The organism is Cupriavidus sp. CuC1, assembly GCF_044627735.1.
GTDB lineage: Bacteria > Pseudomonadota > Gammaproteobacteria > Burkholderiales > Burkholderiaceae > Cupriavidus > Cupriavidus ulmosensis.
In genome coordinates, this window is record NZ_JBIUHC010000021.1 from 34209 (window position 1) to 57897 (window position 23689).

The 23689-nt window shown below is 66.3% G+C and carries 25 protein-coding genes; 18 read left to right on the plus strand and 7 right to left on the minus strand.

Going from position 1 to position 23689, the window contains the following annotated elements:
* The first annotated feature begins 51 nt into the window (after positions 1-51).
* The 6 genes from ACGLHR_RS11875 to ACGLHR_RS11900 all read left to right on the plus strand — a co-directional run bounded on the left by ACGLHR_RS11875 (position 52) and on the right by ACGLHR_RS11900 (position 4515).
* Positions 52-1029 (plus strand): Bug family tripartite tricarboxylate transporter substrate binding protein, encoded by a 978-nt coding sequence (locus ACGLHR_RS11875; RefSeq protein ID WP_400093990.1) that lies wholly within the window; start codon positions 52-54, stop codon positions 1027-1029.
* Between the two features lie 14 nt (positions 1030-1043).
* Positions 1044-2222, plus strand: a complete 1179-nt coding sequence (locus ACGLHR_RS11880; RefSeq protein ID WP_400094048.1) for an acyl-CoA dehydrogenase family protein — start codon at positions 1044-1046, stop codon at positions 2220-2222.
* A gap of 40 nt (positions 2223-2262) precedes the next feature.
* Positions 2263-3504 (plus strand): CaiB/BaiF CoA transferase family protein, encoded by a 1242-nt coding sequence (locus ACGLHR_RS11885; RefSeq protein WP_400093992.1) that lies wholly within the window; start codon positions 2263-2265, stop codon positions 3502-3504.
* A gap of 82 nt (positions 3505-3586) precedes the next feature.
* Complete coding sequence (locus ACGLHR_RS11890) at positions 3587-3790, plus strand: hypothetical protein (RefSeq protein WP_006163545.1); 204 nt, start codon at positions 3587-3589, stop codon at positions 3788-3790.
* An 88-nt stretch (positions 3791-3878) separates the two neighbouring features.
* Entirely contained in the window at positions 3879-4109 is a 231-nt protein-coding gene (locus ACGLHR_RS11895; protein WP_400093994.1) for a hypothetical protein, read from the plus strand.
* A 121-nt stretch (positions 4110-4230) separates the two neighbouring features.
* The gene (locus tag ACGLHR_RS11900; protein WP_267603750.1) at positions 4231-4515 is read left to right on the plus strand and encodes a hypothetical protein; all 285 of its coding nucleotides are present in this window, start codon (positions 4231-4233) and stop codon (positions 4513-4515) included.
* Positions 4516-4652: 137 nt separating this feature from the next.
* On the opposite strand, the gene ACGLHR_RS11905 is transcribed toward ACGLHR_RS11900, so the two are convergent.
* Entirely contained in the window at positions 4653-5924 is a 1272-nt protein-coding gene (locus tag ACGLHR_RS11905; protein WP_400093996.1) for a serine hydrolase domain-containing protein, read from the minus strand.
* 202 nt (positions 5925-6126) lie between these two features.
* On the opposite strand from ACGLHR_RS11905, the gene ACGLHR_RS11910 reads away from it, so the two are divergent.
* A complete protein-coding gene (locus ACGLHR_RS11910) occupies positions 6127-6354 on the plus strand; it encodes a hypothetical protein (RefSeq protein WP_267603748.1) in 228 nt (75 codons plus the stop codon).
* Between the two features lie 139 nt (positions 6355-6493).
* Positions 6494-6778, plus strand: a complete 285-nt coding sequence (locus ACGLHR_RS11915; RefSeq protein ID WP_043347749.1) for a hypothetical protein — start codon at positions 6494-6496, stop codon at positions 6776-6778.
* A 515-nt stretch (positions 6779-7293) separates the two neighbouring features.
* Here the strand turns inward: ACGLHR_RS11915 and ACGLHR_RS11920 are convergent.
* The 4 genes from ACGLHR_RS11920 to glpK form a co-directional block, all read right to left on the minus strand.
* The gene (locus ACGLHR_RS11920; protein ID WP_043347745.1) at positions 7294-7680 is read right to left on the minus strand and encodes a hypothetical protein; all 387 of its coding nucleotides are present in this window, start codon (positions 7678-7680) and stop codon (positions 7294-7296) included.
* Between the two features lie 132 nt (positions 7681-7812).
* Positions 7813-8217, minus strand: a complete 405-nt coding sequence (locus ACGLHR_RS11925; protein WP_400093998.1) for an MliC family protein — start codon at positions 8215-8217, stop codon at positions 7813-7815.
* Positions 8218-8345: 128 nt separating this feature from the next.
* Complete coding sequence (locus ACGLHR_RS11930; RefSeq protein ID WP_400094000.1) at positions 8346-9950, minus strand: glycerol-3-phosphate dehydrogenase/oxidase; 1605 nt, start codon at positions 9948-9950, stop codon at positions 8346-8348.
* Between the two features lie 75 nt (positions 9951-10025).
* The gene (glpK, locus tag ACGLHR_RS11935) at positions 10026-11588 is read right to left on the minus strand and encodes a glycerol kinase GlpK (RefSeq protein ID WP_400094001.1); all 1563 of its coding nucleotides are present in this window, start codon (positions 11586-11588) and stop codon (positions 10026-10028) included.
* Positions 11589-11666: 78 nt separating this feature from the next.
* Here glpK and ACGLHR_RS11940 point away from each other — a divergent pair, with 78 nt between their 5' ends.
* A complete protein-coding gene (locus ACGLHR_RS11940; RefSeq protein WP_400094003.1) occupies positions 11667-12527 on the plus strand; it encodes a DUF4743 domain-containing protein in 861 nt (286 codons plus the stop codon).
* A gap of 29 nt (positions 12528-12556) precedes the next feature.
* Positions 12557-13423 (plus strand): formyltetrahydrofolate deformylase, encoded by an 867-nt coding sequence (purU, locus tag ACGLHR_RS11945; protein WP_318231362.1) that lies wholly within the window; start codon positions 12557-12559, stop codon positions 13421-13423.
* Positions 13424-13514: 91 nt separating this feature from the next.
* Here the strand turns inward: purU and ACGLHR_RS11950 are convergent, their stop codons facing one another.
* On the minus strand, positions 13515-14282 hold the full coding sequence (locus ACGLHR_RS11950; RefSeq protein WP_400094005.1) for a DeoR/GlpR family DNA-binding transcription regulator: 768 nt from the start codon (positions 14280-14282) through the stop codon (positions 13515-13517).
* A gap of 156 nt (positions 14283-14438) precedes the next feature.
* Here ACGLHR_RS11950 and ACGLHR_RS11955 point away from each other — a divergent pair, with 156 nt between their 5' ends.
* The 8 genes from ACGLHR_RS11955 (at position 14439) to ACGLHR_RS11990 (ending at position 22196) form a co-directional block, all read left to right on the plus strand.
* Positions 14439-15539, plus strand: a complete 1101-nt coding sequence (locus tag ACGLHR_RS11955) for an ABC transporter ATP-binding protein (RefSeq protein WP_400094006.1) — start codon at positions 14439-14441, stop codon at positions 15537-15539.
* 1 nt (position 15540) lies between these two features.
* Positions 15541-16647, plus strand: coding sequence for an ABC transporter ATP-binding protein (locus ACGLHR_RS11960; RefSeq protein WP_400094008.1), 1107 nt, complete (start codon positions 15541-15543; stop codon positions 16645-16647).
* Entirely contained in the window at positions 16644-17537 is an 894-nt protein-coding gene (locus ACGLHR_RS11965) for a carbohydrate ABC transporter permease (RefSeq protein ID WP_043347729.1), read from the plus strand. The genes ACGLHR_RS11960 and ACGLHR_RS11965 overlap by 4 nt, the downstream gene beginning before the upstream one ends.
* Positions 17530-18363, plus strand: a complete 834-nt coding sequence (locus ACGLHR_RS11970; protein WP_400094010.1) for a carbohydrate ABC transporter permease — start codon at positions 17530-17532, stop codon at positions 18361-18363. The genes ACGLHR_RS11965 and ACGLHR_RS11970 overlap by 8 nt, the downstream gene beginning before the upstream one ends.
* Positions 18364-18375: 12 nt before the next feature.
* Positions 18376-18684, plus strand: a complete 309-nt coding sequence (locus ACGLHR_RS11975) for a DUF2160 domain-containing protein (RefSeq protein ID WP_400094011.1) — start codon at positions 18376-18378, stop codon at positions 18682-18684.
* Between the two features lie 155 nt (positions 18685-18839).
* On the plus strand, positions 18840-20570 hold the full coding sequence (locus ACGLHR_RS11980) for an ABC transporter substrate-binding protein (RefSeq protein WP_400094049.1): 1731 nt from the start codon (positions 18840-18842) through the stop codon (positions 20568-20570).
* 333 nt (positions 20571-20903) lie between these two features.
* Entirely contained in the window at positions 20904-21494 is a 591-nt protein-coding gene (locus ACGLHR_RS11985) for a copper resistance protein CopQ (protein ID WP_400094013.1), read from the plus strand.
* Between the two features lie 135 nt (positions 21495-21629).
* Positions 21630-22196: a TetR/AcrR family transcriptional regulator gene (locus ACGLHR_RS11990; protein ID WP_400094014.1), complete on the plus strand. Its 567-nt coding sequence runs from the start codon at positions 21630-21632 to the stop codon at positions 22194-22196.
* Between the two features lie 15 nt (positions 22197-22211).
* Here ACGLHR_RS11990 and ACGLHR_RS11995 read toward each other — a convergent pair whose 3' ends face one another.
* Positions 22212-23606 (minus strand): APC family permease, encoded by a 1395-nt coding sequence (locus ACGLHR_RS11995; RefSeq protein ID WP_400094016.1) that lies wholly within the window; start codon positions 23604-23606, stop codon positions 22212-22214.
* Positions 23607-23689: the final 83 nt, after the last annotated feature.

Genomic DNA, 23689 nt, shown 5'->3' on the forward strand with positions numbered 1-23689 from the left:
AACAGCCGCCGGCCATCATGCCAGGTGGCGTCATTCCGTCAAGGAGACACCATGTTGAAAACCATGCTTGCCGCGGGCTCCGTCCTGCTGACCCTGCTCGGGCTTGCGCAACCTGCGCTTGCCGAGGCAGCCTATCCCGCTAAAGTGATCCGCCTGGTCGTGCCGTTCCCGCCGGGTGGGTCCACCGATACGCTGGCGCGCTTGCTGGCCGAGCAATTGAAGGACGAACTCGGCCAGACCGTGGTCGTTGAGAACAAGGCTGGCGCGGGTGGCAATATCGGCGGCGATGCGGTGGCCAAGGCGGCGCCGGACGGCTATACGCTGCTGCTGGCCGCGGCCGGTCCCACCGTGATCAATCCCAGCCTTTACGCGCGCATGTCCTATGACCCGCTGCGCGACCTCGCGCCGGTCACGATGCTGGCGCGCGAGCACAACCTGATGGTGGTCAACCCTTCGGTGCCGGCGCGCAACCTCAAGGAGTTCATCGCCTATGCCAAGAGCAAGCCCGAGCAGCTCAGCTTTGGCTCGCCGGGCAACGGCTCCCCGGCGCAACTCGCGGGCGAGTTGCTGAACCATTCCGCCGGCATCAAGCTGCAGCACGTACCGTACAAGGGCAGCGGCCCCGCGGTGGCCGACCTCATCGCCGGGCATATCACGCTGATGATCGACAACATGCCGGCGTTGCTGCCGTATGTGCAATCGGGGCGCCTGCGTGCCTTGGCGGTAGCCAGCGACAAGCGCGCCAGCGCCTTGCCCGATGTGCCGACGGTCGAGGAGGCCGGGCTCAAGGGCTATGTGGTGACGGCGTGGAAGGGGCTGATGGCGCCGGCCGGCACGCCGCGCCCGATCATCGCCAAGCTGCATGACGCGACCGTGAAGATCCTGGCCAAGCCGCAGATTCGCAAGCGCCTGGTGGACCTCGGTGCGGAGCCGGTCGGCAACACGCCCGAGCAGTTCGCCGCGCTGATCCGCAGCGATACGGCATGGTGGGGCGCGCTGGTGAAGTCGACCGGCACCACACTGGACTAAGCGCGATGTCGACCATGCCATCGCACCCGGACAGCCCAACCGATACGCGCCTCACCGAACTACGCGAGGCGGTGCGCCGCTTCGTCGAGGCGCATGCCATCCCCAGCGAGGACTCAGCGCTGGCCCACGACGTAGTGCGGCTTGACGCGGTCACGCGCGGCTTGCAAGCGCGCGCACGCGAGGCCGGCATCTACGCCCCGCACTTGCCGCGCGAATACGGCGGCCTTGGCTTGAACTGGAGCGAGCGTGCGCAAGTGCTGGAGGAAACGGGGCGCAGCTTTCTCGGCGCGCCCGCGCTCAATTGCGCGCCGCCCGACCAGCCCAATATGATCAACCTGCTGCAGCAAGGCACGCCGGCGCAGCAGCGCAAGTACCTGATGCCGCTGATCCGCGGCGAGATCCGTTCCTGCTTTGCAATGACCGAGCCGGCGCCCGGCGCGGGCTCCGATCCCGGCATGCTGCGCACCATTGCCGAGCGCGCGAATGGCAACTGGGTGCTGAACGGGCACAAGTGGTTTATCAGCGGCGCGGTGGGCGCGGCCTTCGCTATCGTGCTCGCACGCACGGAAGACGGCGCCACGATGTTCCTGGTGGATGCCGATAACCCGGGCTACCGGCTGGTGCGCAATATCGCTGGCATGGACGGCTACCAGATCGGTGGGCACGGCGAGATCTTGCTGGCCCAATGCGTGGTGCCGGACGACGCCGTGCTGGGCGAGCCGGGCAAGGGCTTCGACTATGCGCAGGCGCGCCTGGAGCCCGCCAGGCTGTCGCACTGCATGCGCTTTGTCGGCCGGGCCTCGCGCGCCATGGAAATCGCCCAGCGCTATGCCGCGCAGCGCGATTCGTTCGGGCAGCGTTTGTGCGAGCTCCAGCAGATCCAGGCCATGGTGGCGGATTCGCATATCGACCTGCACGCCAGCCGGCTGATGGTGCGCGATTGCGCCATGCGCATGGACGCAGGCGAATCGGTCAAGCACGAGTCGGCCATGACCAAGGTCTTTGTGTCGGAAGCCGTGTGGCGCGTGGCGGACCGTGCTGTGCAAATCATGGGCGCGCAAGGGATTTCCGACGATACGCCGGTCTCGATGATCCAGCGCGAGCTGCGGCCATTCCGCATTTACGACGGCGCATCGGAGCTGCATCGCGCCACGCTGGCGCGGCGCATTTTCAAGATCGGCATGCGGCCCTGAGCCATCTTCCACCACACAACAACATCTCCTCGGCACCATCATGAACCACACAGATCAAGACGCGCCCGCCGCGCGGCAGAACGGACCGCTTGCCGGTGTGCGCATCCTCGACATGGCTACGGTGGTAGCCGCGCCATTTGCCAGCACGCTGTGCGCGGACATGGGCGCGGACGTCGTCAAGCTCGAGTTGCCCAATGGTACCGATCCGCTGCGCGGGCTCGCGCCGGTGAAGGGCAAGTTGCCGCTGTACTGGAAGGTCACCAACCGCGGCAAGCGCGGCATCACGCTGGACGTGCGCAAGCCGCAAGGGCGCGCGCTGTTCCTCAAGATGCTGCCGCAGTTCGATGTGCTGGTGGAGAATTTCCGCACCGGCACGCTGGACCGCTGGGGCCTCGACGCCGAGACCCTGCGCGCGGCCAATCCGAGCCTGACGATCCTGCACCTGACCGGTTTTGGCCAGACCGGGCCGTATGCCGGGCGCGCCGGCTTTGCACGCGTGTTCGAGGCGATGAGCGGGTTCACCAACCTGGCGGGCGACCCGTCGGGCTCCCCCATGCACATGAACTATCCGATGGGCGACATGGTGGCCGGCCTGTTCGGCGCGTTCTCGATCGCGGCGGCGGTGGCCGACAGCCGCCGCGCGCAGGCGCATGGCAACGAGGCGCGCGGGCGCGAGATCGACTTGTCGGCTACCGAAGCACTGTTCCGCCTGCTGGAGCCGCTGGCCGTGGAGTACGAGCAACTGGGGCAGGTGCACAATCGCGCGGGCAATCGCGCCACCTACACCGCGCCGTCCAATATGTACGCCACGGCGGACGGGCACTGGGTATCGCTGGTGGCCTCGTCGGACCCGATCTTCCGCCGGCTTTGCCATGCCATCGGCGATCCGGCCATGGCCGACGATCCGCGCTATGCCAGCAACCCGGAGCGAGTACGCCATCTCGATGCGCTCGACGCTGCCGTCAAGGCCTGGTTTGCCACGCATGACTACGCGGCCGTGGCGCAGGCGCTGGGCGTGCACGAGATCCCGTTCAGCAAGATCTTCACCATTGTCGATATCCTGGAGGATCCACATTTTCTGGCGCGCGGCGCGGTCGTCCGCTTGCCTGACCCCGATCTCGGCTCGATTCCCGCGCCCTGCATGGTGCCGAGGTTTTCCGGCCATGCGCCGCCTGCGCCCCGCAGCGGCCCCGCGGTGGGCGAGCACAACGCGGCGTTCTATGGCGAACTTGGCCTGACGCCGGCCGACCTGGAAACGCTGCGCGAGCTGCAGGTGGTCTGACCCGCGCGGGGCACCGGCGTTGCGGCCGCCTCCTGCGCAACTCGTGCTACAGTGGCCTGATCCGATTCTCCGGAGGAGCATCATGGCTAAGGATTCCACGCCGCATCTTCAGGCAATTGTCCAGACAGCGCCGCAGGCCGGGCGCTACGTATGGGTGATCACCCTGGTCGACTTCGCTGCGCAGCTGGTCAAGCGCACCATTGTTTCGGACGATACCTTCACCACGTCGGACGCGGCGCGCGTGGCTGGCGACGCGCAGCTCAAGGCAATGGCGGCGGATAAATAGCCGCTACGCGCGGCATGGGCCGCGCAGCATTGACACAGCCGGCGCGCAGCGGCCCACGCGGTGGCTGCATGCGCGAGGCGCGGGAGCGATGATGAGCATGTGCGAGGCCTGTGCGCAGATACGGCCCGGCTCGACTGGCGGCACGGGGCATCCCCGGCTGCTGCTGACCGATACGCAGCGCATCAAGCCGCGCGGCCAGCCCGCGATCACCTTTGCCACTTACACCTGTGCCGACTGCGGCTGCCGCTGGCGCCACGAGAGCGACAAGAACGGCAAGGGACCAGGCTGGTCGATGCAGCCCGCGGACGACGCGGACTGACGCTGGCTGACCGGTTTGAAGGCATTGCCGCCACCGCCCGGCAACAGGGCGGGGCGAAATCGTGGAAGCGCGGCGCCGGCGGGCCGCATCCACCCACCCACCATCAATAGGGGAGCGCAAGTTGGACACTGGACCTTTCACCCGCTACAAGGGCTTCGATCTCTACCCGTTGATCTATCGCCACCAGGCGGAACGCACCTGGCCCGAGCGCCGGCCGGATCGCAGCTTCAACGCGTCGGTGGTGATCTGCCGCGAGGGGCATGAGCCGGGGACCGAGCGCTCGCGCGTGTTCCGCCTCAGCGCCGCGCCCTGGGACAATATCGGCACCGCGCGCCGCGGTGCCGTGAAGTTCGGCGAGGACATCATCAACGGCCTGGTGCCGGGCGAGTCGGTTACTGCGCTGTAGGGTTCGGTCGGGCGCGGTAGGCGCCGCCAGCCGCTGTGGCTGCGGGCTGCCACAGCGGCGCTTCATCACGGCGCCATGGCATCACGGCATCAAGGCATCACGGCATCACGGCATCACGGCATCACGGCATCACGGCATCACGGCGTCATGGCGCTGTACACCGTGTTCCTGAACCACGCGCGGTAATACTCGCGCTGCCCCGGCGCCTGCATCATCCAGATCGCCACGGTCTTCTCCTTCGGGTCGACCCAGAAGTAGGTGCCTCCGACCCCACCCCAGTAGTAGTCCCCGACCGATCCCGGCGTGGCCGATTCGCCGGTGCCCGTGCGTGTGCCGAAACCCAGGCCGAAGCCATAACCCGGCCCCGGCAGGTAGGCCGCGCCGCGCGCCAGGGAACGGGCGCCGATGGTGCCAAGGTGGTCGGCCGTCATGTAGGCGACCGTTTTCGGCGACAGCAGGCGCACCCCGTCGATCTCGCCGCCATTGAGCAGCATCTGGGCAAAGCGGAAGTAGTCGGCCGCGGTCGACACCAAGCCGCCGCCACCCGATTCAAGCTTCGGGGCGCGACGTACGTCGATCAGCCCGACCGGCACCTTGCTGTCGGGATCGATGGCAAAGGGCTCCGCGATGCGGCCTTGCTGAGCCGGAGGCACCCAGAACCCGGTGTCCTTCATCTGCAATGGCGTAAAGATCCGCTGCTGCAGATGCGTGGCCAGCGTCTGGCCCGACACGCGCTCGAGCAGGGCGCCCAGCACATCGGTGGAGCGGCTGTATTCCCAGGTGGTGCCGGGCTGGAACTGCAGCGGCACCTTGGCCAGACGGGCGATGAATTCGGTATTGCTTTGTTCGGTGGCGTCCACGTCCAGGCGCTTGTATTCCTCCTTGACCAGGGACTTGCCGAAGACGCCGTAGGTCAGGCCCGAGGTGTGGCGCAGCAGGTCCTGCACGGTCATCTCGCGCTGGGCGGGCACGAGTTCCAGCACAGGCTTGCCGGCAGCGTCGGTCTTCTCCACGCCAACGCGCAGGCCCTTGAGCTCGGGCAGGTACTTCGACACCGGGTCGGCCAGCTGTACGCGGCCGTCCTCGACCATCATCATCACCGCCACCGAGACGATCGGCTTGCTCATCGAGTAGATGCGGAAGATCGAGTCCGGGCGCATCGGCACCTTGCGTGCCGTGTCCTGCCAGCCAATGGCCTGCGTGTTGACGATGCCGCCGTTGCGGGCGACCAGGTACACGGCGCCGGGAATGCGGCCTTGCTCGATATCGGCACGCACGCGTGCGCTCATGCTGTCCAGTTGCGTGGCGGAGAAGCCGGTCGTGAGCGGTGCGGTATTTTGCGTGTTGGCCGGGGCCGCGCAGGCGGCCAGCAGCGCGACCGCCAGCACCGGCAAAGTGCTACGTATCATTTGTCTCGTCCTTTGTCTTATCGTTGTCTTGGCAATGTCTTATCGACGCGGTATCGATGAGGCACCGATGTTGCATCGGGAAGGGCTCAATTGCGGCAAATGCAACGGGATCATCGCACGCATGGGGGCGCGCGTGAATCGAGGCTCACCCGAATCGGGCCGCGCGCCATGCTACGATCCCGACAAATCATCGGAGGTGAAGATGTCAAAACACGTGTTCACTCGCAGCCAGTACCTGGCCATCCTCAATGAAAGCCTGAAGAACGATCCGAGGTGGCAGCCAGGCATGGCCTTTGTGTTTCATCCGCTGGGCGCGGACGCATCCAGCGCGACCGGCGTCGGATGCACCGGCCCCGACGAGGCGCTTCCCGTCTACGCGGAGATCGAGCGGGTGGCGGCGGACTTGATCGAGGTGAGGGACGCGCAGTAGGGGGCTGGCGCGGTGACGCAATGCGGGGCCGGGCAGAAGGTATCACGCCGTGTATCGCGCCGTGTGCGCGACGCAAAGGCGAGCCCTCCTGCCGACCTGCGTACAATACCGCCCCAGACAGACTCTAGCGGAACAAGCCGTGAAAAAGACCGACCTCGAAAAGAACAAAGCCTTGAAACTCGCAAACAGCCTGAAGCTGTCCGCCGCGGTCCGTGCCGGCCGTGATACCGGCCCGGCCAAGGTCGATCGTCGCGAACAGCGCCGGCTCGACCAGGAACAAGGCCTGGTGCCGTTTGCCTGCAAGCTGGATGCCGAACTGGTGAAGCGCTTGCAGGCACTTGCACCGGCGCATGCCGGTGGCATGAGCGGCCTGCTGAAGGAAGCGCTGGAACGCGGCCTGCCGCAGGAAGACGCGGCAGCCTGATTGCAGCACGCTGGCAGGGTGGGCATGAAGCACTGATTTGTGCGTTTTTGTCCACGCGAACAGTGTGGTACGCAGGACCGTAGCAAGATGGAAGCAAGCAAAACGCCCGCTGGGTTTCAGCGGGCGTTTTGCTGTTCAGGGGTTTTCAGGGTTGTCTCCCGGATGCCGTTCCTGTCTGAGCGAGGGCAAACGCTCAATGCACGAACAGCCAGATCAGCAGCAATACAAAGGCGGGGACACCGAGTAGCCAGGCGAGAATGTAGGGCATGATCTCCTTCCTTTCCTATCTGTTTTCCACGGTTCCACTATAGGTAGAGCGGATTTGGCGCGGTGTCCGGCACGTTCCGCTTGCGGTGTAGGACGGGGCTGACGAGCACGGAGAGGGGGGGAAATCGGGGCAGCGCGGTTGCCCGCGGCGAGGCACGCCTGGGCGAAAGGAACGGAGCGGCCGCGGGGACCGCTCCTGGGGACCACGGCCTGTGGCCGTCATCCCCCCGGGGTGGAGCAAAGGGCGCTCAGTCCTCTTCGCCTTCTTCCGAGTCGAGGAAATCGCGGCGAAGCATCCAGTTTTCGATGGCTTCGTCGCAGATTTTCTTGAGTTTTTGCTTCTCCGGCACTTTGTCGAACAGCTCAAAGTTCACCAGCGCGATGCCGGCATCGGAAATGTAGAACAGGCGGCCGGGCTCGTCGTAATGCACGATGCGCCCGTCGATGCCGCTTTCCTCGCTGTCGACCGGCATGTCTTCCAGTTCGACCACCCGGCAGGTGAAGCGGGGCGCGCGAGTGTGGGTCAGATATTCAAATTCGTCATGCATGACCTCGCCGCCCTTGGGCGTAAAGATCGCGAAGCCCCAGATAAAGCGGGGCATCGGCAGATCGGACAGATCATCAATCTCGTCCATGGTGTTCTCCCTGATTCGATAACCCGCATTATCGCTCGGCCAGGGCGCAAGCACCAAAATGTTCTGGCGATGACCTGCCTGGGCGCTTGCTTGGGCGCTGCTTGGGCGCCTCCTGGGCGCTGCCTGGGAGCCCTATTTCGCGGCGTGGCAGTTGGCGTAGGCCGGCGGCGCGCTCTCGCCCTTGGTCAGGTCCTGGAGCATGCCTTCGTCGCCCTTGGTGATCCACAGGTGGGCGCCATGCGCATAGCGGGCGCCCGAGCCGGTCAGCACGCTGGCAAAGAGCAGCGGCTTGCCGTCCAGCCGCAGGATGGCGATCTGGTTGTCGGTGCTATTGAAATAGCGCGCCGTGAGCTGCTTGCCGTCGTCGCACTGGTAGCGCACGGTTCGGGGCGGGTCGAAGCGCACGCCGTCGATGCCGGCCTTGGCCTTGGCCATGGCGGGGGCGGCGGCCAGGCCGATGGCGGCGGCGATGGCGCAGGTGGTGACGCGCGTTGTGGCGCGGGTAGCGGTGTGAAGCAGGGGCGAACGAAGAGGCATGTGGCTTCCTTGGTAGCCAGCTCGGTAGCTAGCTCGGTAGCTAGACGCTGGTGAGACAGACCCGGTCATGACGGCCGTATTCCCCACGGGACGCGCGGCCGGGTGGCATCCCTGCCGCGTGCCGCCCCTCAGGCCAACATATAGCCGCTTGCCAGCTCCCGGAAGCTGGCTACCTCGGCCGCTTGCCAGGCGGCGTCGTGGCCGTGCTCCTCGGCCAGGATCTCGGCCACCCGGGGTGCTGCCGCGCAGGCGGCGCTGGCTTCCAGGAACAGCGCGCGATTGCGGCGTGCCAGCACGTCCTCGACCCGCCGTGCCAGCTCGAAACGCGCGGCAAAGCGCACATGGGCAGCAGTCAGCCCGGCGCCGGGCACCAGCATTTCCTCGTTGCCGGGCAGCGCGTGCAGCATGCCGACCTCGTTGCCGTAGTAACGGTCCGGCGAGCCGCTGGCGGGCGCAGTCAGTTTCGCGGGCAAGCCTTGCGCGCCGTGCAATGGCAGTTGCGCGGTCACGCAGGGCGCGGCCGGCAGCATCTGGCGCTGAATGGCCGTGCCCATCACGTCCTCGGCCATCTTGCGGTAGGTGGTCCACTTGCCGCCGGTGACGGTGATCAGGCCGGCTTTGGACACCAGGATGGTGTGCTCGCGCGAGAGCGAGGCGGTGGAGGCTTCGCCGGTGGCCTTGACCAGCGGGCGCAGGCCGGCCCAGACGCTGGTCACGTCGGCGCGGGTTGGCGCGCGCGACAGGTAGCGTGTGGCGGTCTCCAGGATGAAATCGACATCGTCGGCGCCGGCGCGCGGCTCCAGCGGCAGGTCCTTGCGTGGCGTATCGGTGGTGCCGATGATGGTGTGGCCGTTCCAGGGGACGACGAAGAGCACGCGGCCATCGTCGGTCTTGGGGATCAGGATGGCACGGTCGCCGGGCAGGAAGCTGCGCGGCAAGGTCAGGTGCACGCCCTGGCTGGGGGCCACCATGCTGCGCGCCTGGCCGTCTTCCATCTGGCGCACGGCATCGACCCACACGCCGGTGGCGTTGATCACGCAAGACGCCTTCAGATCGAAGCTGGCGTCGCCCAGCACGTCCTTCACGGTGACGCCGTCGATCACGCCGTTGCGCTGCGACAGCCCGCTCACGCGCAGGTAGTTGATGGCCGTGCCGCCCACGTCGAACAGCGTGCGCATCAGCGCGATGGCCAGGCGGGCGTCATCGAACTGCCCGTCGAAATACAGGTTGCCGCCGCGCAGGGGCCGCCCGCCCACGTGCTCGGCCAGGGTCGGTGCCGCCGCCAGCGTTTCGCGGTGGTTGAGCCAGCGGCTGCCGGACAGGTTGAGCCCGCCGGCCAGCATGTCGTAAAGCTTCAGGCCGATGCCGTAGAAGGGCTGGTCGAACAGCTGGTAGGCCGGCACCACGAAGCCGAGCGGCCACACCAGGTGCGGCGCGTTGCGGGCCAGCAGGCCGCGCTCATGCAGCGCCTCGCGCACCAGGCCGATATTGCCCTGCGCGAGGTAGCGCACGCCGCCGTGGACCAGCTTGGTGGCCTTGCTGGAGGTGCCCTTGGCGAAGTCGGCGGCTTCCACCAGCAGCGTGCGGTAGCCGCGCGAGGCGGCGTCCACCGCCGTGCCCAGGCCGGTGGCGCCGCCGCCGATGACGATGACATCCCACTTCGGCTCGCGCTCGAGGGTGGCGAGCAGGGTGGCGCGGTCGGGCGGCAGGATGGGAGTGTGCAGTGTCTGCATGATTCCTTGTTTGATGCGAATGCGTGTCGCGGTGATGCTGATACGTATCTGGCGCGTGCGGTGGTCAGCCCGCGCTCAGTTTGCCGAATGCGGTGGCGCGCCGTCCTCCCGCGCCCAGTCGCGTGCGCGCTCTACCGCGCGATGCCAGCGCCAGAGCCGGTATTCACGCGCATCGGCCGACAGGTTGGGCTCGAAGCGATGCTCCACCTGCCACTGGCTGGCGATCTCGTCCTCGCCGCTCCAGTAGCCGGTGGCCAGTCCCGCCAGGTAGGCGGCGCCAAGCGCGGTGGTCTCGGTCACGCGCGGTCGGACCACGGCCGTGCCGAGCAGATCGGCCTGCATCTGCATCAGCAGGTCGCTGCGCGACGCGCCGCCGTCCACGCGCAGCTCGGCCAGCGAGATGCCGGCGTCCTTTTGCATGGCGTCCAGCACGTCCACGCTCTGCAGCGCGATCGACTCCAGCGCGGCGCGCGCAATGTGCGGGCGTCCGGTGCCGCGTGTGAGGCCGACCAGCGTGCCGCGCGCGAACGGGTCCCAGTGCGGCGCGCCCAGGCCGGCAAAGGCCGGCACCAGCACCACGCCTTCGGTATCGTCGCACTGGCGCGCCAGCGGCTCCACCTCGGGTGCGCTGTTGATGATCTGCAGCCCGTCGCGCAGCCACTGGATGGTGGCGCCGCCCATGAACACGCCGCCTTCCAGGCAATATTGCGTGCGGCTGGCGGCAGTCGTGGTGCCGCCCAGTTGCCAGCCAATGGTGGTGAGCAGGCGATTATGCGAAGTGACCGGCTGCGATCCCGTGTTCATCAGCAGGAAGCAGCCCGTGCCGTAGGTGTTCTTGGCCATGCCCGGAGACAGGCAGGCCTGGCCGTAGGTGGCGGCCTGCTGGTCGCCGGCGATGCCCGCAATCGGGATCTGGGCGCCAAACAGCCGCAGCGCCGTGCGCGCCACCTCGCCGCTGGAGGGCACCACCTCGGGCAGCAAGCTGCGTGGGATGTCCAGCAGGTCGAGCAGGGCATCGTCCCACTGGAAGGTGTGGATGTTGAACAGCATCGTGCGCGACGCGTTGGAGACATCGGTGACGTGGCGCTTGCCATCCGTCAACTGCCAGATCAGCCAGCTGTCGACCGTGCCGAACGCCAGCTCGCCACGCGCCGCGCGTTCGCGCGCGCCCTCGGTGTTGTCCAGCATCCAGCGTAGCTTGGTGCCGGAGAAGTAGGCGTCGATGATCAGGCCGGTCTTGTCGCGGAACAGCTCGCCGTGGCCGTCGGCCTGCAGCGCCTCGCACATCGGCGCGGTGCGGCGATCCTGCCAGACCAGCGCGCGGCCGATGGGCTCGCCGGTCTGGCGGTCCCACAGCACGGTGGTCTCGCGCTGGTTGGTGATGCCGATGGCGCTCACCTGGCTGGCCGCGACGCCGGCGTCGTTCAGCACGGCGTGCGCCACCGCCAGCTGCGACTGCCAGATCTCGTAGGGATCGTGCTCGACATGGCCGGGGTGCGGGTAATATTGGCGAAATTCGCGCTGCGCGACCCGTGCCACGTTGCCGGCGTGATCGAACAGGATCGCGCGCGAGCTGCTGGTGCCCTGGTCGAGCGCCAGCACGAATTGCGGCAGGCCCGAAGGCTGATTTTGCTTCATGCGTCTTGTCCTGGATTGACTGCTTTTACCATTGCATTAACCATTGCAGGCGTGCCTTGCCGGCCGCCAGGATCCTTCATGTCCGATACCTTGCCCGCCAGCCAGAACCCCGTCGTGTCCCGCGTTGCCGCTTCGCTCGCGGCGCGCAGCCGTTTCGATGCCGGCGCGCATCTGCGCCTGACCGTGGAAGGCCGCCAGGTGGGCTGGCTGCCGCGCGCGCATGCGCGCATCCTGCGCGCGCAGGATGCGGTGCCGGCCGTGCTGGGCGAGCCGCGCGATGGCAGCGTGGCGCTGCTGCCGGACTGCGGCGATGCTCCCGCTCGCAGCGCCGCGCTGAAGGTGCTGGCGCACTGGCTGGCGGATGCCGGCCATGTGCGCGGCTGGCGCGACGAGCTGTTCGCCGTCACGCCGGAACTCGCGGCGCCGGCCTTCGCGGTGATCGAGCGCGCGGCGGCGCGCTTTCTCGGGCTGCTGACCTTTGCCTCGCACATGAACGGCGTCATTGCCGGCGAGCGCGCGCTGTGGATTTCGCTGCGCAGCGCCGCCAAGGCGGTCGACCCCGGCATGTGGGACAACCTGGTGGCAGGCGGCATGCCGCACGGCAGCGACCCGCTCGCCACGCTGGTGCGCGAGTGCGACGAGGAGTCAGGCATTGCGCCCGAACTGGCGCAGCGCGCAGAAGCCCATGGCGTGATCGAAGTGCTGCGTGAAATCCCCGAGGGCGTGCAGTGGGAGGCCGTGTACGTGTACGACCTGTTGCTGCCGCCGGATTTCGTGCCGCAAAACCGCGACGGGGAGGTGGCCGAGCACCGGCGTATCGAGCCGGAGGCATTGCTTGCTATCATGGCGGATGGCGCCATGACGGTCGACGCGACCCTGGTGACGCTGGATGCGCTCAACCGCCGCGGCTGGAGCGCCCCCGGCAGCCCCCGCCCTTGATCGGCGCGCACTAGACACAACCACACACGATGAGCAATACCGGATTCATTCTCACCATTTCCTGCCCGGACCAGCCGGGCATCGTCCATGCCGTCTCGGGCCTGCTGTTCCAGCACGGCTGCAATATCGTCGACTCCGACCAGTTCGGCGATGAATTCACCGGCCGCTTTTTCATGCGGGTGCATTTCACGCCGGCCGCCGGCGGCCCGGACCTGGCCACGCTGAAGACCGCCTTCGCGCCGATCGGCGATCAGTTCTCCATGCAGTGGGACCTGTTCGATGCCAGCGTCAAGCCGCGCGTGATGATCATGGTGTCGAAGATCGGCCATTGCCTGAACGACCTGCTGTTTCGCGCCAAGGCCAGCGGCCTGCCGGTGGAGATCGCCGCCATCGTGTCGAACCACCGTGATTTCTACCAGCTCGCCGCGTCGTACGATATCCCGTTCTTCCACCTGCCGATGATGAATGCCTCGGCCGAGCAGAAGGCCGCGCAGGAGAACAAGGTGTTCGAGATCGTGCGCGAGCAGAACATCGACCTGGTGGTGCTGGCGCGCTACATGCAGGTGCTGTCCGACGACCTGTGCCGCAAGCTGGCCGGCCGCGCCATCAATATCCATCACTCGTTCCTGCCCAGCTTCAAGGGCGCCAAGCCCTACTACCAGGCGCATGACCGCGGCGTGAAGCTGATCGGCGCCACCGCCCACTACGTGACGGCTGCGCTGGACGAAGGCCCGATCATCGAGCAGGAAATCGAGCGCGTGGATCACAGCATGGACCCCGAGCAGCTCACTGCGGTGGGGCGCGACGTGGAATGCGTGGCGCTGGCGCGTGCCGTCAAATGGCATGCCGAGCACCGCATCCTGCTCAACGGCCACAAGACCGTCGTTTTCAAGTAATCCCGCAAGCAAGCCCTCCACCCGGTGCCCGGCGCCAGTCGCGCCGGCACCGCCTCGCCCGCAGGGGAGCCGGCGCCGTGGCTGGCCGCTCTCAGGCCTGCGCGACCACACAGCGCACTCCGCTTTCTTCCAGCATGCTCTCGAACGGCGGCTTCAGCGGCTGGTCGGTAAAGAGCCGGTCGATCTCCGAGACGTGCGCCAGTTCCACCATGGCCTGCCGGTTGAACTTGCTGGCGTCCGCCGCCAGCCAGACTTCGCGCGAATGCTCGATGATGGTCCGCGCTACCTTCACTTCGCGAAAGTCGTAGTCGCGCAGCGTGCCGTCGGCCTCGATGCCCGAGATGCCGATCAGGCCGATATCCACCTTGAACTGGCTGATGAACTCCACCGTGGCCTCGCCCACGATGCCGCGGTCGCGCGAGCGCAGCACGCCGCCGGCGACGATCACTTCGCAATCGGGGTTGTCGGCCAGGATGCTCGCCACGTTCAGGTTGTTGGTGATCACGCGCAGGCCGCGGTGATGCATCAGCTCGCGCGCGATTTCCTCGACCGTGGTGCCGATATTCAGGATCAACGAGCAACCCTCGGGCACGGCGCTGGCCACCGCGCGCGCAATGCGGGCCTTGCCCTCGGCATTGAGCACCTGGCGTTGGCGATAGGCGATGTTCTCCACCGTGGAGCCCTCCACCCGCACGCCACCGTGAAAGCGCGCCAGCATGCCGCCTTCAGCCAGCAGGTTGACGTCCCGGCGTACGGTCTGCAGGGTCACTCCGAACTTGCGCGCAAGTTCGTCGATGGAAGCGAAGCCCTGGCTGCGAACCTCTTCCAGCAGGGCGGTCTGGCGTGGATTTAGCGTCATACCCGCATTCTAGTTCAAACACAAACGAAAACAAATGATGCGGTGCACGATTGTTTTCTGTTCGTTTTTGTTCTAAAACGAGCAGGAAGCAAAGATTTGTGCGTTTGCATCATTGTTGTAAATGTGATGTATGTGGCATTTGAAATCGGAGACTCGATGCAGCTCAGATTGGAAGGCATCGCCCAGCAAGCAGGCTCGCAGGCGTATCTATATCCCATGTCGCTGACACCCGTGCCGGGCGCGGTGACCATCCTGCTAGGTGCCACCCAGGCTGGCAAGACCTCGCTGATGCGGGTCATGGCGGGGCTGGACCGGCCCAGTGCCGGCCGGGTCGAGGTGGACGGCATCGACGTGACCGGCATGCCGGTGCGCGAGCGCAACGTCTCGATGGTCTACCAGCAGTTCATCAACTACCCGTCGATGACCGTCTTCGACAATATTGCCTCGCCGCTCAAGCTGCGGCGCTCCAAGGATATCGATGGACAGGTGAGGGCGCTGGCCACCCGCCTGCATATCGAGCACCTGCTCGACCGCGTTCCCGCCGAGCTCTCCGGCGGGCAGCAGCAGCGCGTGGCGCTGGCGCGCGCGCTGGCCAAGGGCGCGCCGCTGATGCTCCTCGACGAGCCCCTGGTCAACCTGGACTACAAGCTGCGTGAAGAGCTGCGCGAGGAGCTGACCCAGCTTTTCGCGCATGGCAATGCCACCGTGATCTATGCCACCACGGAGCCGGCCGAGGCCCTGTTGCTGGGCGGCTACACCGCGGTGCTGGACGCCGGCGAGCTGCTGCAGTACGGGCCCACGCCGGAGGTCTTTCACTATCCCGCCTCGCTGCGCGTGGCGCGTGCCTTCAGCGATCCCCCCATGAACCTGATGGCCGGCAACCTGCTGGCTGGCGCGGTCACGCTGCCGGGCGGCATCGTCGTGCCCTTGCCCGAGGCAGGGGGGCACGGCGGCACGGTAACGGTCGGGGTGCGGGCCGGTGCGTTGCGCCTGGACGCCGCGCCGGGCTCCGTGCCGGTGGCGGGCCGGGTGGCGCTGGCCGAGCTGTCCGGGTCGGACACCTTCGTGCATATGGACTCACCGGTCGGCAACCTGGTGGCGCAGTTTCCGGGGGTGGTCGACCTGGAACTGGGCGCGCCGCTCACCCTGCACCTGGATCCCGCGCAGCTCTACCTGTTCGACGCGGCTGGCATGCGCATCCATGCGCCCAGCCGGCCGCTCAGGGTTGCCCCCGCTACTGCCGAGCTGGGAGCCTGAGATGACACGCATCGACCTCGACCTGTCCCATTCGTACCGGCCCGATCCGCAAGCGGACGAGGACTACGCGCTGCTGCCGCTGAAGTTCACGTTCAAAGACGGCGGCGCCTACGCCTTGCTCGGGCCCTCCGGCTGCGGCAAGACCACCTTGCTCAATTGCATTTCCGGCTTGCAGCGGCCATCGCACGGTACCGTCTCCTTCGATGGCCGCGACGTGACCGCGGCCACGCCGCAGGCGCGCAACATCGCCCAGGTGTTCCAGTTCCCGGTGATCTACGACACCATGACGGTGGGCGAGAACCTGGCCTTCCCTTTGCGCAACCGCGGCGTGCCCGCGGCCCAGGTGAAGGAGCGCGTGGGCCGCGTGGCCGAGATGCTGGACCTGTCCGCGTCGCTGGACCGCCGCGCCAGCGGCCTGGCGGCCGATGCCAAGCAGAAGATCTCGCTCGGGCGCGGGCTGGTGCGCCAGGACGTATCGGCCATCCTGTTCGACGAGCCGCTCACGGTGATCGACCCGCACCTGAAATGGCAGTTGCGCCGCAAGCTCAAGGAGATTCACCACGAGTTCCGGCTGACGCTGATCTACGTCACGCATGACCAGACCGAGGCACTCACCTTTGCCGACCAGGTGGTGGTGATGTCGCGCGGCAAGGCGGTACAGGTGGGGCCGGCCGATGCGCTGTTCGAGCGCCCGGCGCATACCTTCGTCGGCAACTTCATCGGCTCGCCGGGCATGAACTTCCTGGCGGGAACTTGGCGCGATGGCGCTATCGAAATTGCCGGGCGGCGCTATATGCCCGAGTTCGCGCCCACGGTCGCCGCGGCCTTGCAGGCGGCCGGCAGCTTCAAGGTCGGCGTGCGCCCCGAGTACCTGCGCCTGGCTGCGAGCACCGATCCGCAGGCCGTGCCCGCGCGCGTTGAGCGCGCGCAGGACATCGGCACCTACTGGCTGGTCACCGCCACCGTGCAGGATGCCAGCGGCCAGGCGGCCACCGTGCGCGGCCGGCTCGGCAACGAGGGCGCGGCGCTGCAGGCGGGCGAGACCGTGTGGCTGTCCGTGTTCAACCGTCATACCTGTTACTACGTCAACGAGGAGCTGGTGGCATGAGCACGCTGAAGCCCGTCAACCAGAAGGCCTGGCTGCTGGTCATCCCGGTGGTCCTGTGCGTGGCGTTCTCGGCCATCCTGCCGCTGATGACCATCGTCAATTACTCCGTGCAGGACATCATCTCGCCTGAACGGCGCGTGTTCGTCGGCACAGAATGGTTCCGCACCGTGCTGCGCGATGGCGAGCTGCACGACGCGCTGCTGCGCCAGCTCGGCTTCTCGCTGGCGGTGCTGGCAGTGGAGATCCCGCTTGGCATCCTGCTGGCGCTGTCGATGCCGGCCAAGGGGGTGAAGGCGTCGGCGGTGCTGGTGGTGATCGCGCTGTCGTTGCTGATTCCATGGAATGTGGTCGGCACGATCTGGCAGATCTTCGGGCGCACCGACATCGGCTTGCTGGGCGCGGCGCTTGCCGGCATGGGCTTTGCCTACAACTACACCGGCAGCGCGGTGGACGCGTGGTTCACGGTGCTGGTGATGGACGTGTGGCACTGGACGCCGCTGGTGGCGCTGCTGTGCTACGCCGGCCTGCGCGCGATTCCCGACGCGTACTACCAGGCCGCGCAGATCGACGGCGCCTCGCGGCTGGCGGTGTTCCGCTACATCCAGCTGCCCAAGCTGCGCGGCGTGCTGATGATCGCCGTGCTGCTGCGTTTCATGGACAGCTTCATGATCTACACCGAGCCGTTCGTGCTGACCGGCGGCGGGCCCGGCAACGCCACTACGTTCCTGTCGCAATACCTCACGCAGAAGGCCGTGGGCCAGTTCGACCTGGGCCCCGCCGCGGCATTCTCGATCGTCTACTTCCTGATCATCCTGCTCATGTGTTTCATTCTCTACAACTGGATGCAGCGCGCGGGCACCGCCGGCAGCGAGGACATGCCCAATGCGTGAAGCCAAACGTGCAGCCAAGCAAAGCGCCACCTACTGGCGCGCGGTGTTCCTGGTGGTGTACCTGGTCTTCGCCATCCTGCCGATCTACTGGATGCTGAACATGTCGTTCAAGTCCAACGAGGAGATCGTTTCCACGCTGTCGCTGTGGCCAAACGATGTCACGCTGGAGCACTACAAGACCATCTTCACCGATCCGTCCTGGTACTCGGGCTACATCAACTCGATGATCTACGTGGCGATGAACACGGTGATCTCCATCACGGTGGCGCTGCCCGCGGCCTATGCCTTCTCGCGCTACCGTTTCATCGGCGACAAGCACGTCTTCTTCTGGCTGCTGACCAACCGCATGACGCCGCCGGCGGTGTTCCTGCTGCCGTTCTTCCAGCTCTACACCACCATGGGCCTGATGGACACGCATCTTGGCGTGGCGCTGGCGCACCTGGTGTTCAACGTGCCGCTGGCGGTGTGGATCCTGGAGGGCTTCATGTCCGGCGTGCCGCGCGAGATCGACGAGACGGCTTATGTGGATGGTTACTCCTTCCCGCGTTTCTTCATCACCATCTTCCTGCCGCTGATCAAGGCCGGCGTGGGCGTGGCCGCTTTCTTCTGCTTCATGTTCAGCTGGGTGGAACTGTTGCTGGCGCGCACGCTGACCTCGGTCAACGCCAAGCCGATCGTTGCCACCATGACGCGCACGGTGTCGGCCTCCGGCATGGACTGGGGCGTGCTGGCCGCGGCCGGCGTGCTCACCATCGTGCCCGGCGGCATCGTGATCTGGTTTGTCCGGCACTACATCGCGAAAGGCTTCGCGATGGGCCGCGTGTAAGGAGAGGATGCCATGTTCAGCTGGATGGTATGGACCACCCCGGTGGCCGTGTTCTTCATCAGCATCGCGGTGATGCTGGTTGGCATGACGATGTGGGAGACGCGCGCCCCCACCATTGAGCGCAAGGGCTTCTTGCCCATCGCCACCACCCGCGGCGACCGCCTGTTCATCGGCCTGATGTGCGCAGCCTGGATCAACCTGGCGTGGGTGGGCCTGGGCGAGAAGATGATGGCGTGGTTCTCCCTGGCGGAGGAGCCTTCGATCTGGATCAGCCTGGTGCTCTCGATGCTTGCGTTGGGCCTGGTGATGCGCAAGGGCTGAGCCGCGCGGGTCGCGCACCCTGATCCGACATGACCGACAAGAATAAAGCGACGGATTTTTCGTCAATGGGCGTAGCGGCCTGCACCTTCCCCGGACCGCGACCCAGACAAAGAGCAGGGAGGGGGATTTTCGAGGAGACGTTCATGAAGGTGCACGTGAAATTGGGCATGACGGCGCTGGCCTGCGCGGCGGCACTCGCCTGCGGCCACGCCGCTTGGGCAGGCGAGGCCGAGGCCAGGAAGTGGGTCGACAGCGAGTTCCAGCCGTCGTCGCTCTCCAAGGACAAGCAGCTCGCAGAAATGAAGTGGTTCATGGACGCTGCCGCCAAGCTTAAGGCGAAGGGCGTGACGCAGATCAGCGTGGTCTCGGAGACCATCACGACCCACGAGTACGAATCCAAGACGCTGGCCAAGGCCTTCGAGGAAATCACCGGCATCCAGGTCAAGCACGACATCATCCAGGAAGGCGATGTGGTGGAGAAGCTGCAGACCTCGATGCAGTCCGGCAAGTCGATCTATGACGGCTGGATCTCCGACTCCGACCTGATCGGCACGCACTACCGCTATGGCGCCATCCTGCCGCTGTCCGACTACATGAGCGGAGCCGGCAAGGAGTGGACCAATCCCGGGCTGGATGTGAAGGACTTCATCGGCACCAAGTTCACCACCGCGCCGGACGGCAAGCTCTACCAGTTGCCCGACCAGCAGTTCGCCAACCTGTACTGGTTCCGTGCCGACTGGTTCGCACGCAAGGACCTGCAGGACAAGTTCAAGGCCAAGTACGGCTATGACCTGGGCGTGCCCACCAACTGGTCGGCCTACGAGGACATTGCCAACTTCTTCTCCAACGACGTCAAGGATCTCGACGGCAAGAAGGTCTACGGCCACATGGACTACGGCAAGAAGGATCCGTCGCTCGGCTGGCGCTTTACCGACGCCTGGCTGTCGATGGCCGGGTCGGCCGACAAGGGCCTGCCGAACGGCATGCCGGTCGACGAATGGGGCATCCGTGTTGGCGCTGACAAGTGCACGCCGGAAGGTGCATCGGTCTCGCGCGGCGGCGCCACCAACAGCCCGGCCGCAGTCTATGCGCTCACCAAGTACATCGACTGGATGAAGAAGTACGCGCCGCCGCAAGCCATGGGCATGACGTTCTCCGAAGCCGGCCCGGTGCCGGCGCAAGGGCAGGTGGCGCAGCAGATCTTCTGGTACACGGCCTTCACCGCCGACATGACCAAGAAGGGCCTGCCGGTGGTCAATGCGGACGGCACGCCGAAATGGCGCATGGCGCCGTCGCCTTATGGCCCGTACTGGAAGCAGGGCATGCAGAACGGCTACCAGGACGTGGGGTCCTGGACCTTCTTCAAGAACACCGATCCCAACCGCCTCGCGGCGGCCTGGCTCTACGCGCAGTTCGTGACGTCCAAGACGGTATCGCTGAAGAAGTCGCTCACCGGCCTGACCTTCATCCGCGACAGCGACATCCATCACGAGTACCTCACCAAGAATGCCGCGCAGTATGGCGGCCTGATCGAGTTCTATCGCAGCCCGGCACGGGTGGCGTGGACGCCCACCGGTACCAACGTGCCCGACTATCCCAAGCTGGCCCAGTTGTGGTGGAAGAACGTGGCGACCGCTGTGACCGGCGAGAAGACGCCGCAGTCCGCGATGGACAACCTGGCCGAGGAAATGGACCAGGTGATGGGGCGGCTGCAGCGCGCCGGCATGACAAACTGCGCGCCCAAGCTGAACGCCAAGAGCGATCCCGCCAAATGGCTGTCGGATGAGCATGCGCCATGGAAGAAGCTGGCCAACGAGAAGCCGAAGGGCGAGACCATCGCCTACGACAAGCTCTTGCAGGCGTGGAAGGAAGGGAAGGTGCGGTAAGCGTCCCCTTGCAGCGGTGAAGAACGGTGGCCTTGTGCCACCGTTTTTCTTTTACCGTGTGTGATGCCGCGTAGACATCAAAGATTTTCTGAGAATTTCCTTGACTGTCTATCTACCAGTAGATAATATTCACGACATGGAAGCCGCTGCTCCGCCCCAGCAAGGAAAGCTGAAGCAGGAAAGAGGATCCAGCGCAGCACCCGGGGAATCCCCGTTTTTTTTGGCCAGCTTATCTATCTACTAGTAGATACCAAACAAAAAGGACGAAGGTTCCAAAGCGTACCGATTCGATTCCGCCCAAGCGCGGGTCCTCAAATGCAAATGGAGAACATCATGACCTCGAACCTCTTCGCCAAGACCCTGATCACCGCCGCCGCCCTTGCCGCTGCCTTCGTGGCCGGCACGGCCCAGGCCTCGGGCCCCAAGGACAGCACCTTTGCCGGTGACAAGTACGGCTACGAGTTCCGCACCACCACCCGTGACGCCTTCACCGACGGTGCCCGCACCGGCAAGTTCGACCCGTTCACCGAAGGTGCGCGCGTTGGCAAGGCCGACCCGTACACGGACGGTGCCCGCATCGTGGCTGGCCTGGACCGCAGCGGCGTCTCGGCCTCGCCGTCGCGTTCCGTTGACCAGTTCACCGATGGCGCCCGTGCGGGCAAGTTCGACCCGTACACCGATGGCGCGCGTATCGTCGCCGGCCTGGATCGCACCGGCGTGTCGGCCAGCCCGGCGCGCAGCGTGGATGCCTACACGGATGGCGCACGTACCGGCAAGTTCGACCCGTACACCGATGGCGCCCGTATCGTCGCCGGCCTGGATCGTACCGGCGTGTCGGCCAGCCCGGCCCGTAGCGTGGACGCCTATACCGATGGTGCACGTACCGGCAAGTTCGATGTGTTCACCGAAGGCGCCAACGCCTGAGCTACGCGAGATGCCGAACACGCGGCGATTCAATCTTTAATCCGATGAATGCGGTGACGCACGCAAAGAGCCGGTAACGCCGGCTTTTTGCCATTGCCGCGGTTTCGAGGGCCCGCCGAAAGGCGGAGGAATGCCATGACTACCCAATCCGTACGCGATCAACTGCTGGAGCACACCCTGGTGCTGGTGCGGCAGCGGGGTTTCAATGGATTCAGCTACCGGGACCTTGCTGAGCGGGTAGGGGTCAAGACCTCCAGCATCCACTACCACTTCCCCTCCAAGGAGGACCTGGTGCAGGCGGCGGTGACGGAGTACAGCGCCCGCAGCTCGGCGCGCGTGCGCGACATCGACACCAGCCTGCCGGTGGACGAGCAGGCTCGCGCCTACCTGGCGCCCTGGCTGGCCACCGCGGGCGGCGACGCCATTTGCCTGGTAGGCATGCTGTCCACGGAAGCCGTGTTCTTGCCGGAATCGGTGCACCGCATCCTCAAGGATTTCTACCGCCTGAACGAGACCTGGCTCACTCGCCTGCTCGAATCCGCGCAGGCCGTGCAGCACAGGGCCTTGCCGATCCCACCACAGGCGCTGGCGCAAGCCGTGTTTGGCGCGCTGCAAAGCGGGCTGGTGGTCGCGCGGCTGTTCGGCGCGCCGCAGCGTATCGAGGCCGCGGCGGAATTGTTGACGGCATCCGTGTCCGCCTAGGCGGCCCCAGGCATGTCACGGGCCCGGTGCCCTGAGCGCCCCGCGCGCGGCGAGCAGCCGGCGCCGGTTGATCCACAGCGGCACCACGCCAACCGCGATGCCGCCCAGGGCTACCACCCGCGTGGCCAGGTCGAAGCTGGGGATGCTGTACAGCCCGATGAACCACAGGAACGCGGCGCTGCAAGCGGGCCAAAGTACTAGCAGCAACAGCCTGCCGGGTGTGCGGGCGGCTTCGCGCCAGCAGTGCCAGGCACAGGCGAAGCCGGCCAGCCCGTAGTAGAACGCCACCTGGAAGCCGATGGCATTGACCGAGTCCTGGATGATCTGGCCCACGCTGTTGAAGTACGCGGACAGCGCCAGCAGCAGCAAGCCAAACGATGCGATGACCGCGGTGGCTACCCAAGGCGTGCGCCAGGTGCGGTGCAGTTCGGCATAGCGCGGGTGCAGCAGGCCATCGCGGCCTTTGGCGTAGAGCGTGCGGGTGAACTGCAGGATCGAGGTCTCCAGTGTGCCCACGGTGCTGAGCATGACGGCCAGCACGGCCAGGTAGTCCCACGGCCGCGGAAACAGCCGCGCGGCAAGCGCAAACACCACGTTGGTGCCGGCGCTGCGGATCTCCTGGTCGCTCAGCACGGCCAGGCTGGCGATGACGAAGGTCATGAAGAGTGCCAGCACGATGACCATCGCCATCAATGCCCCGCGCCCGGGCGCATGCGCCGGATCGCGCGTTTCCTCGGTCAGGTTCGCCGTCACGTCCCAGCCCCAGAAGAAGAACAGCGCCACCAGCGCCCCATTGGCAAACAACTGCGGCGAAAAGTTGAATGGCGACAACATGGCCAGCGAGAGCGGGTGGGCAAGCGGCAGCGGCGCGCGCAGCAGGGCAGCGAGCACAATCGCTGCCAGTACCCCGACCTCGAGCAGCGTCATCGCCACCTGGGTGTAGCTGGTCAGCTTGATCCCCTTGACCACGACGATGCTCACCGCCAGCAGCCAGCCTGCGGCGACCAGCGTCACCACGGGCGGTCGCTCCGCCAGCGCCGGATCGATCAGGAGCAGGGTGGCGGTGGCGGCCGGAACGGTGCCGGACACCATGAATACCGCCGACGCCACCAGCAGCGTCCAGCCCGCGAAGAAGCCAAGCACCGGATGGAAGATCTCGGAGACCCAGGTGTAGCAGGCGCCAGCGCTGGGCTGCAGCCGGTTCAGTTGCTGGTAGGACAGCGTCACGCCGAACATGATCAGGCCGCAGTACAGCAGGCTGGCCGGCGCCAGGCCACCCACCGTCCCGACCAGGGTGGCGGTGGTGGCCGCCAGGCTGAAGGCAGGCGCCGTGCCCGCCACGCCCATGACGACGGATTCGCCCAGCCCGAGCGCGCCTGCGTCCAGCTTTGCCGGTGAATCCCGATCCATGGTGAAGCTCCCCGTGCCATCGGCGGCCGGTGGCGGCCTGCCGACAGCACCGTGCGCGAGCCCGTGGGGCGGGCATGCTTCAG

Excerpts from the sequence above, each read along its gene's own strand:
- ACGLHR_RS11970 (WP_400094010.1), top strand. The coding sequence starts at position 17,530 with ATGCGTGAAGCCAAACGTGCAGCCAAGCAAAGCGCCACCTACTGGCGC.
- glpK (WP_400094001.1), bottom strand. The coding sequence starts at position 11,588 with ATGAAGCAAAATCAGCCTTCGGGCCTGCCGCAATTCGTGCTGGCGCTC.
- ACGLHR_RS11880 (WP_400094048.1), top strand. The coding sequence starts at position 1,044 with ATGCCATCGCACCCGGACAGCCCAACCGATACGCGCCTCACCGAACTA.
- ACGLHR_RS11950 (WP_400094005.1), bottom strand. The coding sequence starts at position 14,282 with ATGACGCTAAATCCACGCCAGACCGCCCTGCTGGAAGAGGTTCGCAGC.
- ACGLHR_RS11925 (WP_400093998.1), bottom strand. The coding sequence starts at position 8,217 with ATGCCTCTTCGTTCGCCCCTGCTTCACACCGCTACCCGCGCCACAACG.
- ACGLHR_RS11955 (WP_400094006.1), top strand. The coding sequence starts at position 14,439 with ATGCAGCTCAGATTGGAAGGCATCGCCCAGCAAGCAGGCTCGCAGGCG.
- ACGLHR_RS11930 (WP_400094000.1), bottom strand. The coding sequence starts at position 9,950 with ATGCAGACACTGCACACTCCCATCCTGCCGCCCGACCGCGCCACCCTG.
- ACGLHR_RS11895 (WP_400093994.1), top strand. The coding sequence starts at position 3,879 with ATGATGAGCATGTGCGAGGCCTGTGCGCAGATACGGCCCGGCTCGACT.
- ACGLHR_RS11905 (WP_400093996.1), bottom strand. The coding sequence starts at position 5,924 with ATGATACGTAGCACTTTGCCGGTGCTGGCGGTCGCGCTGCTGGCCGCC.
- ACGLHR_RS11975 (WP_400094011.1), top strand. The coding sequence starts at position 18,376 with ATGTTCAGCTGGATGGTATGGACCACCCCGGTGGCCGTGTTCTTCATC.
- purU (WP_318231362.1), top strand. The coding sequence starts at position 12,557 with ATGAGCAATACCGGATTCATTCTCACCATTTCCTGCCCGGACCAGCCG.
- ACGLHR_RS11940 (WP_400094003.1), top strand. The coding sequence starts at position 11,667 with ATGTCCGATACCTTGCCCGCCAGCCAGAACCCCGTCGTGTCCCGCGTT.
- ACGLHR_RS11920 (WP_043347745.1), bottom strand. The coding sequence starts at position 7,680 with ATGGACGAGATTGATGATCTGTCCGATCTGCCGATGCCCCGCTTTATC.
- ACGLHR_RS11965 (WP_043347729.1), top strand. The coding sequence starts at position 16,644 with ATGAGCACGCTGAAGCCCGTCAACCAGAAGGCCTGGCTGCTGGTCATC.
- ACGLHR_RS11990 (WP_400094014.1), top strand. The coding sequence starts at position 21,630 with ATGACTACCCAATCCGTACGCGATCAACTGCTGGAGCACACCCTGGTG.
- ACGLHR_RS11885 (WP_400093992.1), top strand. The coding sequence starts at position 2,263 with ATGAACCACACAGATCAAGACGCGCCCGCCGCGCGGCAGAACGGACCG.
- ACGLHR_RS11910 (WP_267603748.1), top strand. The coding sequence starts at position 6,127 with ATGTCAAAACACGTGTTCACTCGCAGCCAGTACCTGGCCATCCTCAAT.
- ACGLHR_RS11985 (WP_400094013.1), top strand. The coding sequence starts at position 20,904 with ATGACCTCGAACCTCTTCGCCAAGACCCTGATCACCGCCGCCGCCCTT.
- ACGLHR_RS11995 (WP_400094016.1), bottom strand. The coding sequence starts at position 23,606 with ATGGATCGGGATTCACCGGCAAAGCTGGACGCAGGCGCGCTCGGGCTG.
- ACGLHR_RS11890 (WP_006163545.1), top strand. The coding sequence starts at position 3,587 with ATGGCTAAGGATTCCACGCCGCATCTTCAGGCAATTGTCCAGACAGCG.
- ACGLHR_RS11875 (WP_400093990.1), top strand. The coding sequence starts at position 52 with ATGTTGAAAACCATGCTTGCCGCGGGCTCCGTCCTGCTGACCCTGCTC.
- ACGLHR_RS11960 (WP_400094008.1), top strand. The coding sequence starts at position 15,541 with ATGACACGCATCGACCTCGACCTGTCCCATTCGTACCGGCCCGATCCG.